The sequence below is a fragment of the Roseateles sp. P5_E4 genome (genome assembly GCF_054049255.1).
Window position 1 is genome coordinate 205,790 of sequence record NZ_JBFUMS010000008.1, and the last position, 19,293, is coordinate 225,082.

The window sequence follows — 19,293 nt, forward strand, 5'->3', positions numbered from 1 at the left end:
ACTCCATCCTTTATAGGGCTCGCATCTCCGAAATCACGAACGCCGTCTTGTCGGTCGCCGTCCCGCCTCCGCCAGCAAAGCCGATCGACATCTGCGCCACCGAACCAGCGGCCAACGCGCTCTTCTTGACTGTCGACCAGTCCGCCAACCGCGCCGTCGCGAACAGCGCCGTGTGCTGGACTACGCCGCTCGCCAGTTTCTCGGTTGCCAGTGGCAGCAACCAGATTGCACCGTCCTTGTCCACGGCCTGCATCATCAGCGGCTTGAGCGGATAGGCCACGCCGGCAAGCGGGGCTGCCTTGAACGAAACCCCGTTCAAGGTGGATGCGACGGTCGCCGGCACATCGGCAATCGGGAACACCCAGCCGTCACCCGCGATGTTCAACGTCGAACGCGAGATGAAACCATCCATGCAGGAGTTGCCGGTCGAGGACTTCGCCTCCAGCGTCATCGAGACAATGGGCGCGGACCGGGTACGCCAGGTCAGGCAAACCGGCGCCGATAACTTCGCGCCCAAGGCCGCTGCGCTGGTGTCGGGCACCGACACCGTGCGCACGACCAGCGCGTCCGTGACGCCGCCGCTGGACACCGAGGCGCGCATGAAGCCGCGCACGCCTGCCGTCGAGCCGGCCTTGAATTCACAGGCAAACGGCGTCGACGTATTGGGCCGTACGCCAACCGCCACCTGCCTCTGCACCGGCACCATGTCGCTGCTGCCCGAGCAATCCACGTTCAGCGTCTGTGCCACTATGGAAGAGTTCGCCAGCACGGCACCGCTGACGCGAACGGTGCTACCTGCCACCGTGGCCGCTTCGAGCGCATGAGCACCCACGACCTCCTTGCCAACGGTCCCCGGCGCCTCGATGTCGCCGACGATACGCAGCGTCGCACGCGCCGCGACTGACGCGGCCGCCGCGGGCAGCTTGGTGATGCCGACCAGGCTGGTTGAAGTCGTGGCGACGAGCACGGGCTCACTGCCGCCCAACTCGCTGCGGTTCAGCGGGCGGCCGAACATGTCCCAGAACTTCGCATCGGCGGGCCACTTGGCCGAGGCCGCCTCGTCACCCCAGGCCACCGCGACGACACCGGAAGTACCGTCACCGAAGAACACGGCGGACGAAGCGGAATTCGCCACGTGGCGATAGCCCGCCAACGGCTTGCCGTTCACGTGCCGCACCAATGCCGCCAGAGCCGCATAGGACGGGCGCGGTGAAAAGTCGGCATTCAACACGCCCCAGTTGGCGCGGCCCTGCTCGACGAGTTCCCGGAAAAAGAAGAAGAAGACGCGCTCGTAGCCCGCAGCGAACCCGGATGCATAGGTCTTCACGAGGAAAGCCGCTTGCGCCCGTTCGGTCGCGGCCGTGATGGGACCCGCGGTGCCCGTCGGACCCTGCACGCCCAGGCCGGTCTCGGTGATCCAGCCCGGCTGACCCGTGGCGCCGCCGGCGGCGTCGATTGGAGCGACGCTGGCCGCAACGAACTCCAGCGTCTGGTCGGGATTGGCGTAGTAATGCTGGTTGCGCAGATCCAGCGACGCCACGCCGCTGTTCTCGTAGGTCGCCTTGAAAAACTCGTCGAGCCCGCGGGACGGCGCTCCACCCAGCACCTTCAATTGCGGCCGAGCCGACTTCACACCTGCATAGAACGCCTTCAACTGCGAGGCATATTGCCAGGGCGTACCGAGGTAGAAATCGGTGTTCTGCTCATTCCAATATTCGACCCCGTCAAAGTACGGACCCATGTCGCGCGCAAACGCCGCGCCGAAAGCCTGCAGCGCCGCAAGGTCGCGTGGCGGCTTGCGGTCGCCCGACGTCACCGTGTCGCTGCTGTAGCGAGTAAAGGCCGGTGAATCGTGGAACGACGTCACTTGCGAGAAACCTGCAAGGGACAGCCTGCGGGCCACGTTGAGGAATCGCCCCCACAACGGCGGGTTCACCGCAGCGGTGAGCTGCACCTGGGACCAGCGCAGTCGGTCACGCACGGAGCCGACACCGGCCGCCGACAAGGCATCGATGGCCTTGCCTATCGACTGATCATCGCCGCCGTACCAGCTCAGACCCGCGTCCATGCCGAAACGCTTGTCCAGTTTTGGGCGAGTGGCCGGGATGACCACAAAGGAGACCGGCTTGACCGCCACCTCTTCGGGCACCTGGACGGTAAGCCTGTAGAAGCCCGGCGTGAGTGCAGGCAGCGTCAGCAGGTTGCTCGACGCATTGAGCACGAAATTGTCGGCACGGTAGGCAAATTGGCCGTCGACATCGCGGACGGTGATCGATGCGGTGGCTTTCGTCCCCCGCACGATGAGCCATTGGCTTGGCAGCGTGTCGACGATGAAACTGCCATTCACGGGCGTCGGATCCGCGGTCGCCGCGGACACGATGACGGAAAAGGCAACTCCGCTGGCGAAGATACCCAAGCGACGCACAAACTTGATGCTAAACATATATTCCCCTTTCAGGGTTTAATTGCCCCTATTTATGTGGTCTTCTTGGGGTAAAAAATCCATTCCAAAACAGCATATTTTCGAATTGCGAAATCAAGAGCAAGCGGCACTATCAACCCACATGAAAATCCAACCATCGCACCACCGAACCCATCTATGCGAGTGCTAATCCTGCTTTGCACATAATAGTGAAACAGGAAAATCACCAGCGATCGTTGCCCTATGTACTCCAATGCCGAACCCGCCTTACCGCGGATCAGAACGCATAGTCCTGACACGACCAAGACGCAAACAACAGCGAAGGGCAATGTGCCAACGCCCTCAATGAGGCGATGATTCAAATCGAGAACCATTAAGCCTAGACCTGAAGCGTACCAACCGATGGCAGCCACCAAGGCGGCCAACACTAAGATCCATACGGGGTGATGAGCTGAACTTCCTACGAGATGTAAATAACGTCGCCTAACTGTAATTCCGAACGCAAAAAACGCTAAACCTACGGGCACAAGATCTAAGGACCAAGGGAGTGCCCGATAGGTGACGGTATCACGGTCGATTTCAATACCCGGCATGGCATAACGGGACGTCTGTGCGAAAATTAGCAGAACAAGCAAAATAACAAGTAAACGCGGCGTGCGCATTTCACTTGTGTTGCGAAGCGTCACAAGTTGAGCGATGCCGACCAGGAAGAGACATGGAAGAAACCAAATGTGTGGCTGCGGCATGAGGTCGCCTACGCCTGCAATCACACCGATCAAGTTCGCAACAAGCGCGCGCCAATCCAATTTCGCAGCTATTAAAGAAAATAATATGCCACAAACAAAATATGGGACCAACAATGCCCGAAGACGACTGCGAAGATACCTTGTGAGCGGAACCTCTTTGTGCACTAGGCCAGCCGCATAAAAGAACAACGGCATGTGAAACAAATAAATCACAGCATGAAGCTGATGGTGCTTCAACCATGGATTGTGCCCAAGAACAACCAGGACGATACCGATCCCTCTCAGCCTGTCAATCCAATCAAGACGTTCAGCGGGCATATCTGGGCAAAAGGAATTTGCCGGTTTCTCGAGCAGGTAATGTAGCGACGAGCAATACAGCGACCATAAAGGGCTCATAATAAAGCCCAAACACGCTCATCATCAGCCACGCGCAATAGAACGATGCCAGCGGCACAGCCAAAGCGCCTCCACCCGCGCCGGCCATTCGATTAATTACCACCCAAATAYGCCACGAAAGGTACAACCAAAAGGACATTCCCGCCAGACCACAACTGACCACTATTCCAAGAAACCCATTGTCAATTGGCACGCCCGCTTTGATGTTCGAGTTGAACACCCAACCCAAACCGAAGAGCCATGCCAATGGGCCCTCGACATTCAAGTAGTGGAGGTAATAGTTGACACCATAGAGTCGAGCGTCGAGCGACTTGGCCGACACCAAATACCTAAAATCCCTGAGTGCATCGACGTTCATGATGAACGCTTCGATCACATACCGCAGGAAGAACACGCCAACTCCAGCCACCATTAAAACAATGGGCAGCCACACCGGAAACAACGATGCACGGTTGACCTTTGACCGCAAGTATCCCCATATTGTGAGAAGCGAAACCGCTACCGCGGTCAGATAGACCGCTCTGGTTAGCGTGGCAATGCAGCCAGCGAGAAGAACGAGCCCGACAAGTCGCCAAGCAAGCCGTTTGGAGAATGCCGGCGCGAGAAGTGATCTGTAAAGACAGATCACCAGGGGAATACACAAAAATATACCCAGGTCGTCTGCATGCGAGAAAAATGCGGAGCCCCTGACGCGCCCTCCCGTCGTCGCATTAATGGAATTGACGGAAGCAGTGATGTAATAGCCGAACGAGAAAAGATTTTTAGTAACTGCCTGCACCACCCCAATTGCTGCCATAACGACACCAAAAGCGACCAAATACATCGTCAGTGGCCCCGATTTCACCGAGCCCGAAACTATTGGCGAGACCGCAAAAAACATCAGATAGAAGAAATACACGTGAAAGGACAGGAGTATCCCCACCACGGGCAATGACTGCGTGTTTGCGTTCACCATTGCTGCCAGCAATAGAAAAGCGGCGAACAGCCACGTGGCCGCAATAATGTCTGGCGCGCCGATCGCCATCTCGCGACCGCGATTCAGCAGGCGCAGCGAGAACATCGCCAGCACCAGCAGCGTGAGCAGCGTGACGGAGGGCGTCGGTGCATGCAGCCGCTTGAAGAGATAGTCCCAGGCGCCGCCCATCAGTGTCACGGTCCAGATGCCAACGAAGAGGATCCCTCCGACGCTCAGGAAGAGGTTGCCGGTGGACGCTGGCTGACGCGTGGAAGCGCCCGGCGTTTTCAGCGAAGCTGCAATGAAACCCATAGGTCCTTACCCCCGGTGCTGCACGGTTTCGTACAGGTCGATGTACTCGCTGACCACGCGCTCTGGCCTGAAGGTGGCCGCCAGCGCCAGAGCCGTCCTGCTGATCGCCTCGTAGCGGTCAGCGTCGTCGTAGGCGGCCTGGAGCTGAACAGCCAGGCCATCCGCTGCATGGATGTCGAACAACCAGCCCGTTTCTCCGGGCTTGACGAGCTCACCGCTGCCGCCGGTTGCGGAGGCGATGACGGGTACGCCGTGGGCGAAAGCCTCGAACAGAACCCGCGACAAGGGCTCGGCCCACAACGATGGCACCACACAAACATCGACCTGCTTGAAGAACTCGGGCTGCGGCACGACACCCAGGAACTTGACCGGCAAGCCCTCAGCCAAGGCCCTTAGATGAGCGGTGTAGCTCGGTTCTCCTTCTCCGGCAATCACCAGTTCGACGGCATGGCCCTGCCAAGGGCCGCGAACGAGGCCGGCAAAGGTCTTGAGCAGCATCTCGACGCCTTTGTGCGCCGTCAAGGTGCCAATGAAGCCCACCACGAAGGGGCGCCCGTCGCGCCTGGGATGGCGCCGCGCATCGATGGGCTGATCGGTGCGGTAGCCGTTGTAGATGACGGAGTGCCGCGCCTGCGGGAACGCGCCTTCCTCAAGGTGACGGTCCAGCGTGTAGCGGCTGTTGCCCACGACGGCCGTCACCTGCCGGGTCGCGGCAATCTTGTTGGCCGAAAGCAGCTTGCACTGGAAGCAGCGATCGGTGCCGCAGGGTTGGCCGCCGCGAAAGAAGCCGTAGTTGGCGCAAAGGAGGGCGTAGTCCCTCAGCGTGTGCACGATGGGAATGCGCCTGCGCGACGCGGCGCCCCAGACCGATACCGACAGCCAGGCGAGGTTGTTGGTGTGGACGACGTCGGGGCGGAATGCGTCAAGTGCCTCGTCGGCATGGCGCAAGCTGCCCGCGGTGTAGGTGTTGTGGAGGTGGAAGGCGGCTTTGCGCAAGCCCGATGGCAGGCTGGCGGGCAGCCGCCGCGCAATGTTGGCCGAGGGGCGGCGGAAAACGCGCACCTGCCCCACGCGTTCGGTCTCGGCCGCCGGTTCGCCCGTGGCCAGCACGGCCACTTCATGCCCGTCGGCGGTCAAGGCATCCGCCAGGATCTTCAGCGACCGCTCGGCGCCGCCGACCTGGTCAGGGAAGTAAAAGGAATTCACCATCAACACACGCACGTCAGCCCCTCCTACAAATCGGCATAAGTGAGGTCAGCGCACCGTTGCCAGCTGAACTCGCGGGCGCGCGCCACGCACGCGCCGGCAAGCTGGCCGGCGGCGTTGGCGTCGAGCATGGCGAGCAGCTGTGCTGCGATGTCGGCGGTGTCGCCGGGTTTCGCGAGGAAACCGGTGACGCGGTCCTGAACGACTTCGGGCACCGCATGGGCGGCGGTGCTGACGGTGGGCAGGCCCTGGAACGCCGCCTCCAGAAACACGAGGCCGAAGCCTTCGACGCGCTCTTGATCCGGCTCTGCGGCCAACAGGAAGGCGCGGCTCTCGGCATACGCGGCCCGCACGATGGCGTCGGGCTGCGCGCCCGCGAAGGTCGCGCGAACGCCCAGGCGCTTGGCCTCGGACTGGAGATGCGTCGCGTAAACGGGGTCGACGGGCCGTCCGATGGCCAGGTAGCAGATTGTCTGGCGCTGGCCTGGCGGCAGTTGGGCGATAGCCTGCAGCGCCCGGAGATGGCCCTTGCGCGGGTCGAGCCGCGCCACGGTCAGGACGATGCGGTCTCCCTCGGTCGCCCCGCACAGCCGCCTGACTTGCGCGCGCTCTTCGGCGCTGGCCGGCTCAGCCCAGTACTCCGCCACGCCGAGGGGCGTAACCCGGCGCTCGACGGATGCGGGCGGCGCGAGTTCCCGCTCGACGAGCGAGAGCGTGAACGCACTGTTGGCGCACACGCGGTCCAGGCGATGGACGGCCTGACGAGCCCTCAACCATCTCGCCGAACGAGACCGCCCGAGGACGATGGCGTCCGTGCCGTGGAAGGTCATGACGGTCTTCACCGCACGGGGCACGCCGCTCCACGGCAACGCCAGCAGCAGGGGCCAGTCGGCGACGTGGACGACGTCATAAGTCCGCTGCCTCAGTTGCCGCCGCAATGCACGAATGACGGTGAGCAGCGTCCGGTTCGAATACACGTCGCCAGGAAATCTGAACACCCCAGCGTCGTCCTGCGACGGCGCTGTAGCACTTCTCGCAAAATCAGGCGCCAGTACATCGACGCGGTGCCCGCGGGCCAATGCGGCGCTTCGCACCTCGGCACAATACCGACCAATACCTCCGGGGTACGGCGGATATTCATGCGTGGCGATCAGGATATTCAACGCGACTCCTTCTGGCGACGGTAAAGGGTGATAACGAGGGCGGCGATGATGACCGCGAGCAACAGTTCGCTCGCCAGGCATGTGAGGGCGGCACCCGGCGCCCTGAATTGCGGTATCACGACCAATGCCGTCGCAAGATAGAAAACGACGACGACAAACTGGGCCACCATCCGGTAGCGCTGGTACCCCGCGCCGGACAAGGCGTCAGACAAGGTGTAGTGAACAGCCTGGATCACAGGCAGCACCGCCAGCCATTTGATCAAGGGGATGGCCTTCGCATAGCCCGCGCCAAAAACAAGAGGCAAATAATCAGCGCCCAGGACCAACACGGCGGCGACTCCCAACGAGTAAGGCAAAGCGAACGTGAGCACCCGCCGCGACAAGGCCAGCGCCTGTGCAATTCCGCCTTGCCCTTGCCGGAAGAACCTGCCCGCCGCCGCGTCGAGCATGGCGCGCACCGGCATGAACGACATCGCCGCGACCCGGTAGGCCGCCGCATAGGTTCCCACGTCGGCGGCGGTGCCGAAACGCGCCAGAACGAGTTTGTCCGCATCGGTGTAGATGGCCTTGGCCAGCGTGCCGAGCGAGAAATCGGTGCCATGCCCGAGGTCTTTGCCGATCGCCTTCCAGTCGACGGATAGGCCGCCCGCCGCGCGGGCCATGAACCAGATCAGCGCCGCGGCGAACATGATCGAGAACGCCAGGAACAACGAGGCCCACACCAGTGCCGTGACGCGGTCGGAAACGATGATCGCGACGAGAACGCTGGCCACGCGCGCACAGGATGTCGCCACGTTGATCACGGAGGCGCGCCCCTGCTGCTCCAGGGCACTGAACAATTGAGCCGCTGTGACAGCGGTTCGCATGAAAACCAGTTCGCCCAGCAGGACGATCAGGGCAACGCCGAAGGCGACCGGCGTGGACGAGATCATCACCACCGCAGCAGCCCCAATGGCCGCGCCTGCAGACCCGGTGACCAGTTGGACGCTCAACGCATTGCCGAGCGCAACCGGTGCGTGTTGCGCTTCCCGCGCGACGCGCATCAGCATCACGGAGCCATAACCCAACCCCGCCAGCGGCAACAACAGCGAGGCGGCGGAATTGATGGTGGCCAATGTGCCGTACTCAGCAGCACCCAGGCTGCGCGCCAGCAGCGCGAAGTTGATCGCCTGCAGCACGACCACAGCCAGGCTGCCGCCCAGCATCTTGCTGGCGGCACGTTGGAGGCTGGTTTTGGTGTCGCTCGACATGAGTGGTGATCAAAAGTTTGGCGCAGGGCTACATCAACACCGCCCGAAGCCGGCGAGCAAGATTCAGACCTGTGATTGCCGTTCGACGCCGCTACGCGTTGAACGCGACACTGCCGAGCAACACCGATCGGTGCTGTTTCGGAATGCCTCTCAAGAGGGCGTTGACGAAAATGTCCTGCAGCTGGTACGCCGCGCTCGTGTCGCCTGAAATCATGGACACCCTGAACAGCAGACCGTCGGGGATCTTCCCGTTCAACCCGTAGGCCAGGCGGGCCCGGTTCTGCTCGAACCAGCCCCTGACCACGTCATCCCCGATGCGCATCCAGTAGGTGATCGGTTCGACGCGGCTGCCGAGCTGGCCAATCAGTCGCATCACGGGCAGCGACGAATCCCCCACATGCATGACGTCGGGATGCAATTGGCTGACCCTGAATCCCTGGGCCGCATAACAAACCTCTGGCTTGTGGAGCTGCAATGCGCGCGACTGGTTGGCTCCATAGGCCAGCGACAACATGATCCGTTCGCCAGCACGGTTGACGTAGGTGCGCGAGAGGATCTTGTCGTAGATCGCATTGAGCGTGTTGGCGACGTCCGCCGCCACCTCCAGCGGCACGATGCTTCGATCCAGCGTCCAGCCCTCAAAAGCTTGCGGGATGATCCGGTCAAGATCCGGCATCTGATCGGGCCGCGTGATCGTCGGCTTGGGCTGGAGCAGCTCGCCCGCCACGGCGGCGCCGGTCATGAGCCCCGCCGCCAGCACTGCCCGGCGGCGCAAAGGGAGAGGGGATCGCTGGTTCATGAGCTCAACCCAATTCAGTGTGCGCCCGGGTGGCCGGCACGAATTTCCCGATCAGCTTGTCGACGACCAGCATCAGGAAGAGTGCCACCATGAAGAGGACCATCCCCGCGAAACCGTGGACAAACCCCTGGCCCGCTTCGTCCCCGAAATGGTAAGTGATCAACACCAGGATGATGACCCGAACGATATTCGCGCAGAACGACACCGGAATGAGGACCGACGCGAGCAAGACGTTCCGAAGCGGTGACGTGTAGCCCATCAGATTCATGTACAGCAGCCCCAGCGCTTCGAGCGTGAACATGGAATTCAAACCGGCACAGGCATCGGCCACCAGCAGTTGATAAGGGCCGACCGACAAGATCACGCCACTGCGCGCGATCGGGTAGCCGGCCATGTGCATGATGGATTCCGCGACATAGGAAACTGCCGCCTTGAGAGGCGTGGTGACCACCTGCACGAGCACGCTGGGCAAGGGCACCATGAACAGCATGAACAACAGCGGAAACGCCAATACTCGCAGGCCTGCCGACCCTTTCATCAAGTGACAGACCGCGGCGAGCACGAAGATCTGAGACAACACTTCGAAGCTATCGAGCTGCTGCGTGCGGCCGAGCAGGTAGAGCGGCATGCCGATGGCGAACAGCAGGCCGGCGACGAGGAAGCTGCCCTTGTTGTCGGGCAGCGCAGCAACCTGCTCACGCCGCCGCCAAGCCAACCAGAACGATATGGCCAGGATGATCGGGCCGTGGCCTTGTTCCGCCGATGCCCAAACGGTCTGCGAGAGGCCGACATAGGTCGGCACGTACATGAGCGCAAAGGCAACGAGCAGGGGCAACCACACCGTCCAATAGTTGCTCCACGGGACGCTTCGAGCCGTCGGACTAGATACCGAAACCTTCAACATGTCCCGTGGAACCAATTCTCAAACGTTAGACGGATTGCCCAGCACGCTGGCCGGAGTTGCTCAAAATTCGTTGACCACCACACCTGCCACGACGGCCGGCGTTTCCGCCAAGTTGCCGACGAGATCCTGTAGCGCCGAGATACGCCCGTGATCCTTGCGGGCAAGAACCAGCGCCGCGCCACATCGCGCAGCGATCACCACGCTGTCGCTGCCATAGCAAGCGGCCGGGCTGTCCACCACGACATGATCGAACTTCGTGGCCAGCTCGCGCATGAGCAGGCCAAATGCGGGCCGTTCAACCAGTTCCAGCGGGTTCGGGGGCGTGGTGCCCACGGGCAGGACGAACAGGCTTTGCACGTTAGGCACCTGCTGGATGACCTTGGCCTCCGCGCGGCCGCTCAAGATGCCGGAAAGGCCGGCATCGTTACTCACGCCAAACACTTCGTGCTGACGCGGATGCCTCATGTCGGCATCGACCAACAAGGTACGCCCGCCAAGCTGGGCCAGAACCACGGCGAGGTTCGCCGCAAAGTAGGTCTTTCCGTCACCACTGTCGGGGCTCACCACGGCAATCGCCCTGCGCTGCTGGCCCTCGTTGTAGAGCCGCATCATGATCTGGCTGCGCACCGCGCGGAAGCTTTCGGCCTGCACACCGAACGGCTGGTTCAGGGCGACGAGCTCGGGATTGGCTTTGCGCCGCTCATCGTCCGCTGCCAGCGGATAGTGGAACTGTTGGGCCAGGGCGAACATGACGTCGTCATTGCTCGCGAACCCGAGTGCGACCGCTGCCTCGCCAAAGCGCAGGCCCTCACTTCGTTGCTGTTGGACGATTTTTTCGACTTGATCGGCAGACAGCAGCCGCAGGTCCTTGAGGATGCTCCCTATGGAGCGGTCAGCCACGTTTTCGTAAGACGTCATCAAATGCTCCGGCCGGAGTCAGGGGCGCTGAGCGCCGGTGCGCCAGGCGAATGGAGCATCGGACGTGCGGGGTTGAACCGTTTTGCCGTTGGCTTGGGAAGCGTGCCCAGCACCGGAAGACCCAATGCCGTCACCACATCCTCCAGCGCGCGAATGCGGCGGTCGTTCAATTCGAGGATGAGCGCGACGCCCACCGCCAGCAAACCGCCCAGCAAGATACCGACTGCCGTATTCAGCAAGAGTTTCGGGCTGCTGTGTTCCGCGGGCGGCAGCGCGACGGTCAGCATGCTGGCATAGCTCTGCGTGTTCTGCGCCTCGAGTCCGGTCTGGCTCAGGCGGGCGGCCAAACCATCGTAGATGCGCTGCGCATTCTCGACCTCCCGCTGCAGGACGGTGACCTCGTCCCGCGAAGACTTCAGTTCAAGAACCTTCATGCGCTGAGCATCCAGCGAGGCCCGGACCTGCCCCTCACGAGATTTGTTGATCGTGTTGCTGACCGAGACGCCGCCCGAAATCCGCGTCGTTTCGCTGTCGATCTTGCGCTTCAGTTCGGCAATATTGGCCTTCGTTTCGCCCACCTGCGGATTCGCGTCTCCCAGGCGCTGCGACAGTTCCTGCAGCCGTGCTTCCGCGCGGCTCAAGTCGAGCTTCAGGCCCCCAATCACCGGGTTGTTGATCACCTCTTGGAGCCGATCAGTCTGGGTGCCCTGGGCCTGGGTCTGGCGGCTCGAGCTTTCCGCGGAGATGGCCTGCAGCTGCGTCAGCTGACTGCTGAGTTCGTTCAATCTCGCGTTCTCGACGTCGAGCCGTTCGTCCGTGGCGATGATTCCCTTTTCACGCTGAAAGGCCGACAGCTTGGCCTGGGCTCTTTCAAGCGCTTCGCGGGCGTCATGGGTTTGCGTATCGAAGAACTTCCTGAAATTTTGCGCAGGGTCCGCGCGCAGTTCCAACGTGGTGGCGATATAAGCCTTTGCGTATGCATTCGCCAGCGCGGCGGCGAAGGTGGGATCCTGGCTCTTGAACGAAATATTGATGACGTTGCTTTCCCGACTCGGCTTGACGTCAAGATAGTTTTGCAGAAAGAGAATCACGTACTGCTCGATGGTTCCCTTCCCTTCACCATCGTCCTGCCACTGCTCCCGAATACCCGGAACTTCCGTCAATTTGAGATCGCGAATGACGCGCAGCGCAACGCGATCGCTCATCAGGATATCCAGCTGCGTCGCCATGAAGCTGGGCATGATCGCCGAAGGATTGACGAAAGCGGTGATCGGGTCGGGCTTGACGTCGATCACCACGCTGGCTTCGCCCTTGTACTTCTTGGGCAGCACCAGGCTGATCACGACGATCGCCGTGACAACAAACGCGAAAACACCAAGCGCCGCCCACTTTCTGGCGCGCAAGACAGCGATGAATTGAGCAAAAGTCATTGTTCCCGTCCTGGCTCAGAGCTCTTAGAAGAGGCTTTCACGCACGTAAACGACGTCCCCGTCCTGGACCTTCTCGTCCATCGCGGGCGTGACGACCTGGACGCGCCCATCGGCAGACTTTCGGTGCACACGGACGCCCCGCTCGGTACCGCGCTGGGTCAGGCCACCCCCAACCGCGAGCACCTGCATCAGGGTCATGCCGCGCTCCAGGCGCATCGGCCCGGGGCGCTGCACCTCGCCATAGATATAGACCAGCGGAGCACGGTCCACCCAGAGCACGTCGCCGTTCTGGATCAGCACATCGTTGACTCGGCCCTGCTCCGCGGCGGGACCGAAGACGGTGGGCAGGTCGATTTCCGTGCGGAAGGGCTTACCGTTGCGCATGCCGGTCAGCACGAGTTGGTCACCGCCCGTCGTCGCAACGCCACCCGCATTGGCCAGCAGGTCGGTCATGCGCATGTCAGCGGTTTCGATCGGGAAGCGGCCGGGGCGGTTGACCTGGCCCAGCACGCTGGCCTGGTTGCCCTTGATCTGCATCAGGACAAGCGTGACCTGTGGCGACTTGACGAAGTTGCCGCTCTTCAAGCCTTCGGCGATGAGCTTTTCGGCGGCGCTGACGCCCAAGCCGCCAATGCGGATGTTGCCGAGCAACGGGTAGCTGATGACGCCTGTTTCTGACACCCGAGTTTCGAGTGTCAGGTCCGGGTTCTGATACACGACCACACGGACGACGTCGCCAGCGCCCAGATGATATTCAGCCATGGCGGGAGCAGCCGCCTTGGCAGGGGCAGGAGCCTGAGCCTGCACGCACGCGGCCGCCAAACCGAAAGTGGCGGCAAGAAGCAGTTGGTGAAAACGAATCTTCATCATTTCAGACCCATACCCTTGGAGATCGAAGCCGAATCAAGACCGCTGGCCGCCGGGGCAGCAGCGGGAGCAGGAGCAGGCGCCTCAGAGGTGACCGGCGCCACGGGCGCAGGCGCAACAGGCGTTACACCGCCAGCCGCCGAAGCCGCCTGCGCGAACTTGCCGACGTATTCGATCTTGGAACTGTCACGCAGCGCCTTGATGTCCCTCTGCACGACTTCGGCCTTGCGCTGGTTCATCAGGAAAGCTTCGATGGCAGGGCGGGCGCGGACTTCATCCACGGGCTGGCTGCGCGAGCCGACGAGGAAGAGCACCGTCATCCCGTTGGGGCTGGGGCTGACCATGGAGTCGCCATCCWTCATCTTGGCAATGGCGTCCAGGCCGGCCAGGGGCAGTTGCTCAGCGGCGCGCACGGCCTGGTTGCCGTTGAAGCGGATGTCGGCCGACTTCAGGTATTCAGCGAACTCGTTGAGGTTCTTGGCCGCCGCGAGCTTGGCGCGAATGGTCTCGAACTGCTCCGGTTTGGCCTCGATCTGCAGTTCCTGCAGGCTGTAGATACGGCGGTCCTTGAACAGGGCCGGCTTGTCGTTGTAGTACTTGGCGATCTCCTCGTTGTTGGGCTTGGCAACGCTTTCGCCAACGCGCTCGGCGTAAGCCCGGGCGATGATCTCGCGCTTGGCGGCTTCGATCTGCTGCACGACGCGCGGGTCGCGGTCGAGCTTTTGCTCCTGCGCCTTCTGGACCGCCAGTTCCTGGTCGATCAGGCGCTCCAGCACCTGGCGGCTGGCGGCCTCGGCCTGCTCCGGCTTGAGGCCCTGCTGGCGCTGCAGCACGAAATTGATCTGGTGGACGGTGATCTCTTCCTTGTTGACCTTGGCCGCCGTCTGGGACGCCTTGTCGCCCTTGTCACCACCGCAGGCCGTCAGCAGCGCCGCAACGGCGACGACTGCCAAGAGCAGGTGGGCACGGTGCTTGTTCTGTCGGTTTGCCATCTGATGAAGGTCCTTGTTATGCAGAGAAAGGGCACCCGCCCCAAAGAGCGAACGAGTGTAGCGGCGCGATATGTCGCTTCTGCGGGGCCCACGAAGCCATAACTGGGTTCGTCGGCGGTCGGCAGTTAGAGCAAATACAAGCGGGAAGTTCCCAGGACCCCACGTTCTTGGGGGGTGGTCGCTTGCGATTGAGGATGACGCCTCCCGGCGTCATGTATCAGGCACTCGGTATCCGGTATTCCGTATTCGGGCCGAGCGACGGACCGTCCTGGCCGGCCCGCCTTGGCGATGTGCTTGCCGCGTTCAGCGGAGCAAGACTGGACGAGGGGCTAGCACTTGATCCCGGCGTGCAGGGCGACGATGCCGGCGCTGAGGTTGTGGACGTCCACATGGCCGAAGCCCGCCGTCTTCATCATGGCCTTGAGCGTGGCCTGGTCGGGATGCATGCGAATGGACTCGGCCAGGTATTTGTAGCTCTCGGCGTCGCCAGCGAACAGCGAACCCAGCTTGGGCAGGATGTTGAAGGAGTACCAGTCGTACGGCTTCTTCAGCGGCTCGGCGATGCGCGAGAACTCCAGCACCAGCAGCCGCCCGCTCGGCTTGAGCACGCGGCACATCTCGGCCAGGGCCTGCTCCTTGTGCGTCATGTTGCGCAAGCCGAAGGCAACGCTGACGAGGTCGAAGCTCTCGCTCTTGAAGGGCAGCTTCTCGGCGTCGGCCAGGCTGGTGGGCAGGATCAGACCCTCGTCCAACAAGCGGTTGCGGCCCTGGCGCAGCATGGCCTCGTTGATGTCGGTGTGCACGACGAGGCCGGTCTCGCCGACCTTGCGGGCGAAGGCGCGCGACAGGTCACCGGTGCCGCCGGCAATGTCCAGGGCTCGCTCGCCCGGCTTCAGGTTGGCGACCTGCACGGTGTAGGCCTTCCAGGCCCGGTGCATGCCGGCCGACATGAGGTCATTCATCAGGTCGTACTTGGAAGCGACCGAGTCGAAGACGCCACGGACCTTGGTGGCCTTCTCGTTCTCGTCGACCTGCTGGAAACCGAAATGCGTTTGAGTCATGGATTCAGTGCCGGGATTCAATGCGAATGGCAGCTGCCGCCACCTTTGACGGGCATGGCGTCGTCGCGGCTCTTGCCAGCGACGGCAAGGCGGGCCTCGTAGTCGCGCCAGAGAGCGTCCTGCTGGCTGCCCAGCTTGTAGAGATAGTCCCAGGTGAACAGGCCGCTGGCGTGGCCGTCCGAGAACTCGGGCCGCACGGCGTAGTGGCCGACCGGCTCCAGGCCGGTGATGCCCACGTCGCGCTTGCCCGTCTGCAGCACTTCCTGGCCCGGGCCATGGCCCATGACCTCGGCCGAGGGGCTGTAGACGCGCATCAGCTCGAAGGGGATGTGAAAACGCGCGCCGTCGTCGAAGGCGATCTCCAGGACGCGAGAGTGCTGGTGGACGGTGAGTTCCGTGGGAGCGGCCATCCGCAGAGTTTCGCTCAGAACGACTGGTAGGCCGGCAACTGGCCGTCTTTGGGCCGCACCTGCGTGAAGCGCGCTGCCAGACGAGATTGCACGCCGATGGGCAGCGGCGCGAAGCCGGTGCCGCGGGTCAGGTCGTCGCCATGCATGAAGCACCAGTAGAGGAACTTCAGCGCGCCCTGCGTCCTGGTGGCCGTGGCGGGTTCGGCATCCACCAGCACGAAGCTGGTCAAGGTGATCGGCCAGGCGTCGTTGCCCGGGCGGTCCAGCAGCGTGGCGAGGTCGTCGCCCTGGCGGTGCATGTCGCTCTCCAGGACGGCGGCACGAAAGCCCTGCTCGGTCGGCAGCACGAAGCGGCCGGCCGCGTTGCGCAGCTTCACGGCGGCCAGCTTGTCGCGCAGCACACGGTCGTAGGAGACATAGGCGATGGCACCCGGCGTGGCGCGCAGCGTCTGCACCATGCCGTCATTGCCCTCGGCCTTCAGCGGGTCGCTCGGCCAGGCGGGCAACTGGCCGATGCCGACGTCGGTCTTGAACGCGGCCGAAGCGCCCGCGAGATAGCGGCTGAAGCCCTCGGTGGTGCCCGATTTCTCGGCACGCACGACGCGCTTGATCGCCAGGCCCGGCAGGCCGACACCCGGGTTCAGCGCCGCGATGCGGGCATCGTTCCAGACCTTGATGCGGCCCTGGAAGATGTCGGCCAGCACCTCGCCGTCGAGCTGTAGCGGCGCGGCCAGCGGCAGATGGACGACCGGCACGACGCCACCGATCAGCATCGGGATCTGCACCAGCTTCTGCTTGGCCAGCTCGGACGGCGGCAGCGGCGCGTCGGTGCCGCCGAAATCCACCTTGCGGGCACCGATCTGCTTGATGCCGTCGCCCGAGCCCGTGCCCTTGTAAGCAACGGCGCCGCCGCCGGCCTTCTCGAAGGCGCGCGCCCAGGTCTCGTAGACCTTGGATGGAAAGGTGGCGCCCTGCCCTTGCACGGGTTGGGCAAGGGCCGCTGAGGACAGCAGAAGTGAGGCAGCGAGGGCCAGCATCGGGCGCAGGAAAACGGGCATGACCAGGAGCAAGTGACTTGGTGAAAACCCGTAATCATGCCTTGTGTCTTCCGGCCCGCGATGGCGGTGGCCGCTCTAATCTCCCGGTTTCACGGCTTCCAGCTCGTCACCTCCATGCCCCGATTCGCCCGCCATTGCCTGGCCGCTGCCACCGCCCTGCTCGGACTGGCCGCCACCGCCCAAGCCCTCGACCTGAGCGGCCTGTCCAAGGACGTCAGCCCCTGCGACGACTTCTACGCCTTCGTCAATGGCAACTGGGAGGCCGCCACCGAGGTGCCCGCCAGCCGTGGCCGCATTGGCAACTTCGATCAGCTGCGCCAGAACAACGACGCGGTGCTGGACAAGGCACTGAAGGAATTGGCCGACAAGCCGGCGCTGCAGAACACACCGGGCCTGAAGCTCATTGCGGCCTATTTCTCAAGCGGCATGGACGAGGCCGCCGTCGAGGCGCGCGGCATCAGTTCGATCACGCCGCTGCTGAACCGGATTGACGGCCTGCAGCGCCGCGAAGACCTGCCGACCCTGCTGGCGCTGCTGAACCGCAGCGGCATCCACGCGCCCCTGAACTTCAGCGTGCAGGCCGACCGCAAGGACACGCGCCGCAACGTGCTGGCGCTTTCGCAGTCGGGCCTGGGCCTGCCGGACCGTGACGACTACTTCCGCAGCGACGAACGCACCCGCACCGTCAGCGCCGCCTACCGCAGCTTCGCCCAGACCCTGCTCGCCGCCGCCGGCCGTCCGGCCAGCGACGCCGAGCTGGACGCGCTGATCGGCTTCGAGGCCCAACTGGCCGAGGCCACCCGCGAGCGCGCCAGGCTGCGCGATCCGAACGCCAGCTACAACCCGATGAGCCCGGCGGAACTGGCCGCCGCCGCACCGGGGCTGGACTGGAGCGCCTACCTGGCCGTGCTGACCGCGGGCGCCAAGCCGCCGCAGCGCTTCCTCGTGGGCCAGCCGGAATTCGCCACACGCGTGGCCAAGCTGACCGCCGATGCGCCGCTGGACCTGTGGCGCCGCTACCTGGCGGTACGCGTGCTGGACACTTTGTCGCCCCGCCTGCCCAAGGCCTACGCCACGGCCTCGTTCGAGTACCGCGGCAAGACCATCACCGGCTTGCAAGCCCCCCCGCCGCGCAGCGAGGACGTCATCTTGCAGATCGGCGGGCGCACCGGCGGCGAGCCGATGGGCCTGGCGCTGGGCGAAGTGTTCGTCACACGCGCCTTCTCGCCCGAGGCGCAAAAGCGCGCGGGGCTGCTCGTGGAAGACGTGCGCGCCAGCATGAAGGAGCGCATCGAGAAGCTGGAATGGATGACGCCTGGCACCAAGGCCAAGGCCTTGGAAAAACTGGCCAGCATGCAAGCCAAGATCGGCGCGCCCGAGAAGTGGCCGCAATACGAAGGCCTGCAGCTCGGCGCCAACGACTATGCCGGCAACTGGCTCAGGGTCTCGCTGTGGCACAGTGGCCAGCAGGTCAAGGACCTGGATTCGCCGGTGGAGCGCGGCCGCTGGCGCATGGCGCCGCACATCGTCAATGCGCAGGCGGGCGGCCTCAACGAGATCACCCTTCCGGCCGGCATCCTGCAGCCGCCGTTTTTCGACGCCAAGGCTGACGATGCGACCAATTACGGCGCCATCGGCACGGTCATCGGCCACGAGATCACCCACCATTTCGACGACAGCGGCCGCAACTTCGATGCCATCGGCTCATTGACCGACTGGTGGACGCCGGCCGATGCCGCCGGCTACAAGGCCCGTGCCGACAAGGTGGCCGACCGCTACGCCGCAATCTCGCCGCTGCCCGGCTACAACATCAACGGCCGGCTCACGCTGGGCGAGAACATTTCCGACATGTCGGGCCTGCCCATCGCCTACGAAGGCCTGCAGCGCGCGCTCAAGCGCAGCGGTGGCGCGGACCGGAAGATCGAAGGCTACACGCCGGCACAACGCTTCTTCATCAGCAACGCGCTGGTCTGGCGATCCAAGGTGCGCACCGAGTTCCTCATCAACCAGGTGCGAACCGACCCGCACTCGCCGGCCAAGTTCCGCGTGCTGACGCCGATGAGCAATTCGGCTTACTTCGCGCAGGCGTTCTCGTGCAAGGCGGGGAGTGCGATGGTGGCGAGTGATCCGCTGACGGTGTGGTGAGTCGGGTTGTTGATTGAACTGAGACGGGGCTTCGGCCCCGTTTTCTTTTTTGGTCGCTCTTGCCGCGGTCCTCATGACCCGTGTGCAGTGCCGCGGGAATCCGCCCCGCGAGGGCGGGTAACTTTTCTCTGAACGCGCCAGAGAAAAGTCACCAAAAGAGGAGCGCTCAATGCAATCCGCACTCCAGCGGGATCAGGCGCTCGCGTTGCTCGAATCGGGCCGCGCCCCGAAGCGAGCCGCTGCGCTCTCGCCCACCACT

Annotated in this window: 16 protein-coding genes; 1 reads left to right on the plus strand and 15 read right to left on the minus strand. The window is 63.3% G+C overall.

Annotated features, from left to right (window positions below; translation table 11 throughout):
* Positions 1-10: 10 nt before the first annotated feature.
* The 15 genes from ACXJLH_RS17075 to pstS all read right to left on the minus strand — a co-directional run bounded on the left by ACXJLH_RS17075 (position 11) and on the right by pstS (position 16,889).
* Entirely contained in the window at positions 11-2,443 is a 2,433-nt protein-coding gene (locus ACXJLH_RS17075; protein ID WP_457445450.1) for a hypothetical protein, read from the minus strand.
* Between the two features lie 32 nt (positions 2,444-2,475).
* Positions 2,476-3,486, minus strand: coding sequence for an acyltransferase family protein (locus ACXJLH_RS17080; RefSeq protein ID WP_457445452.1), 1,011 nt, complete (start codon positions 3,484-3,486; stop codon positions 2,476-2,478).
* Positions 3,476-4,831 carry a hypothetical protein gene (locus tag ACXJLH_RS17085; RefSeq protein WP_457445454.1) on the minus strand — a complete coding sequence of 452 codons (1,356 nt, stop codon included), beginning with the start codon at positions 4,829-4,831 and terminating at the stop codon, positions 3,476-3,478. Before ACXJLH_RS17085 ends, ACXJLH_RS17080 begins: the two co-directional genes overlap by 11 nt.
* A gap of 6 nt (positions 4,832-4,837) precedes the next feature.
* Positions 4,838-6,052, minus strand: a complete 1,215-nt coding sequence (locus tag ACXJLH_RS17090; protein WP_157282113.1) for a glycosyltransferase family 4 protein — start codon at positions 6,050-6,052, stop codon at positions 4,838-4,840.
* Between the two features lie 11 nt (positions 6,053-6,063).
* Positions 6,064-7,200 (minus strand): glycosyltransferase family 4 protein, encoded by a 1,137-nt coding sequence (locus ACXJLH_RS17095; protein WP_162247866.1) that lies wholly within the window; start codon positions 7,198-7,200, stop codon positions 6,064-6,066.
* Entirely contained in the window at positions 7,197-8,450 is a 1,254-nt protein-coding gene (locus ACXJLH_RS17100; RefSeq protein ID WP_056204117.1) for a lipopolysaccharide biosynthesis protein, read from the minus strand. Before ACXJLH_RS17100 ends, ACXJLH_RS17095 begins: the two co-directional genes overlap by 4 nt.
* A 91-nt stretch (positions 8,451-8,541) precedes the next feature.
* Positions 8,542-9,249: an exosortase-associated protein EpsI, B-type gene (epsI, locus tag ACXJLH_RS17105; protein WP_082533011.1), complete on the minus strand. Its 708-nt coding sequence runs from the start codon at positions 9,247-9,249 to the stop codon at positions 8,542-8,544.
* 4 nt (positions 9,250-9,253) lie between these two features.
* Positions 9,254-10,090 carry an exosortase B gene (gene xrtB / locus ACXJLH_RS17110; RefSeq protein WP_457445457.1) on the minus strand — a complete coding sequence of 279 codons (837 nt, stop codon included), beginning with the start codon at positions 10,088-10,090 and terminating at the stop codon, positions 9,254-9,256.
* A 123-nt stretch (positions 10,091-10,213) separates the two neighbouring features.
* A complete protein-coding gene (locus ACXJLH_RS17115; protein WP_056204125.1) occupies positions 10,214-11,071 on the minus strand; it encodes a CpsD/CapB family tyrosine-protein kinase in 858 nt (285 codons plus the stop codon).
* Entirely contained in the window at positions 11,071-12,501 is a 1,431-nt protein-coding gene (gene epsF, locus ACXJLH_RS17120; protein WP_457325249.1) for a chain length determinant protein EpsF, read from the minus strand. The genes ACXJLH_RS17115 and epsF overlap by 1 nt, the downstream gene beginning before the upstream one ends.
* Positions 12,502-12,525: 24 nt before the next feature.
* The gene (gene epsE / locus ACXJLH_RS17125) at positions 12,526-13,263 is read right to left on the minus strand and encodes a polysaccharide export protein EpsE (RefSeq protein ID WP_235532104.1); all 738 of its coding nucleotides are present in this window, start codon (positions 13,261-13,263) and stop codon (positions 12,526-12,528) included.
* Positions 13,264-13,367: 104 nt separating this feature from the next.
* The gene (locus tag ACXJLH_RS17130; RefSeq protein ID WP_457445459.1) at positions 13,368-14,360 is read right to left on the minus strand and encodes an EpsD family peptidyl-prolyl cis-trans isomerase; all 993 of its coding nucleotides are present in this window, start codon (positions 14,358-14,360) and stop codon (positions 13,368-13,370) included.
* Positions 14,361-14,689: 329 nt separating this feature from the next.
* Positions 14,690-15,421, minus strand: coding sequence for a bifunctional demethylmenaquinone methyltransferase/2-methoxy-6-polyprenyl-1,4-benzoquinol methylase UbiE (gene ubiE, locus ACXJLH_RS17135; protein ID WP_457390614.1), 732 nt, complete (start codon positions 15,419-15,421; stop codon positions 14,690-14,692).
* Positions 15,422-15,438: 17 nt separating this feature from the next.
* Positions 15,439-15,831 (minus strand): gamma-butyrobetaine hydroxylase-like domain-containing protein, encoded by a 393-nt coding sequence (locus ACXJLH_RS17140; protein ID WP_457445461.1) that lies wholly within the window; start codon positions 15,829-15,831, stop codon positions 15,439-15,441.
* A 14-nt stretch (positions 15,832-15,845) separates the two neighbouring features.
* Positions 15,846-16,889 carry a phosphate ABC transporter substrate-binding protein PstS gene (gene pstS / locus ACXJLH_RS17145; RefSeq protein ID WP_457390613.1) on the minus strand — a complete coding sequence of 348 codons (1,044 nt, stop codon included), beginning with the start codon at positions 16,887-16,889 and terminating at the stop codon, positions 15,846-15,848.
* A 114-nt stretch (positions 16,890-17,003) separates the two neighbouring features.
* On the opposite strand from pstS, the gene ACXJLH_RS17150 reads away from it, so the two are divergent.
* The gene (locus tag ACXJLH_RS17150) at positions 17,004-19,034 is read left to right on the plus strand and encodes a M13 family metallopeptidase (protein WP_457445463.1); all 2,031 of its coding nucleotides are present in this window, start codon (positions 17,004-17,006) and stop codon (positions 19,032-19,034) included.
* Positions 19,035-19,293: the final 259 nt, after the last annotated feature.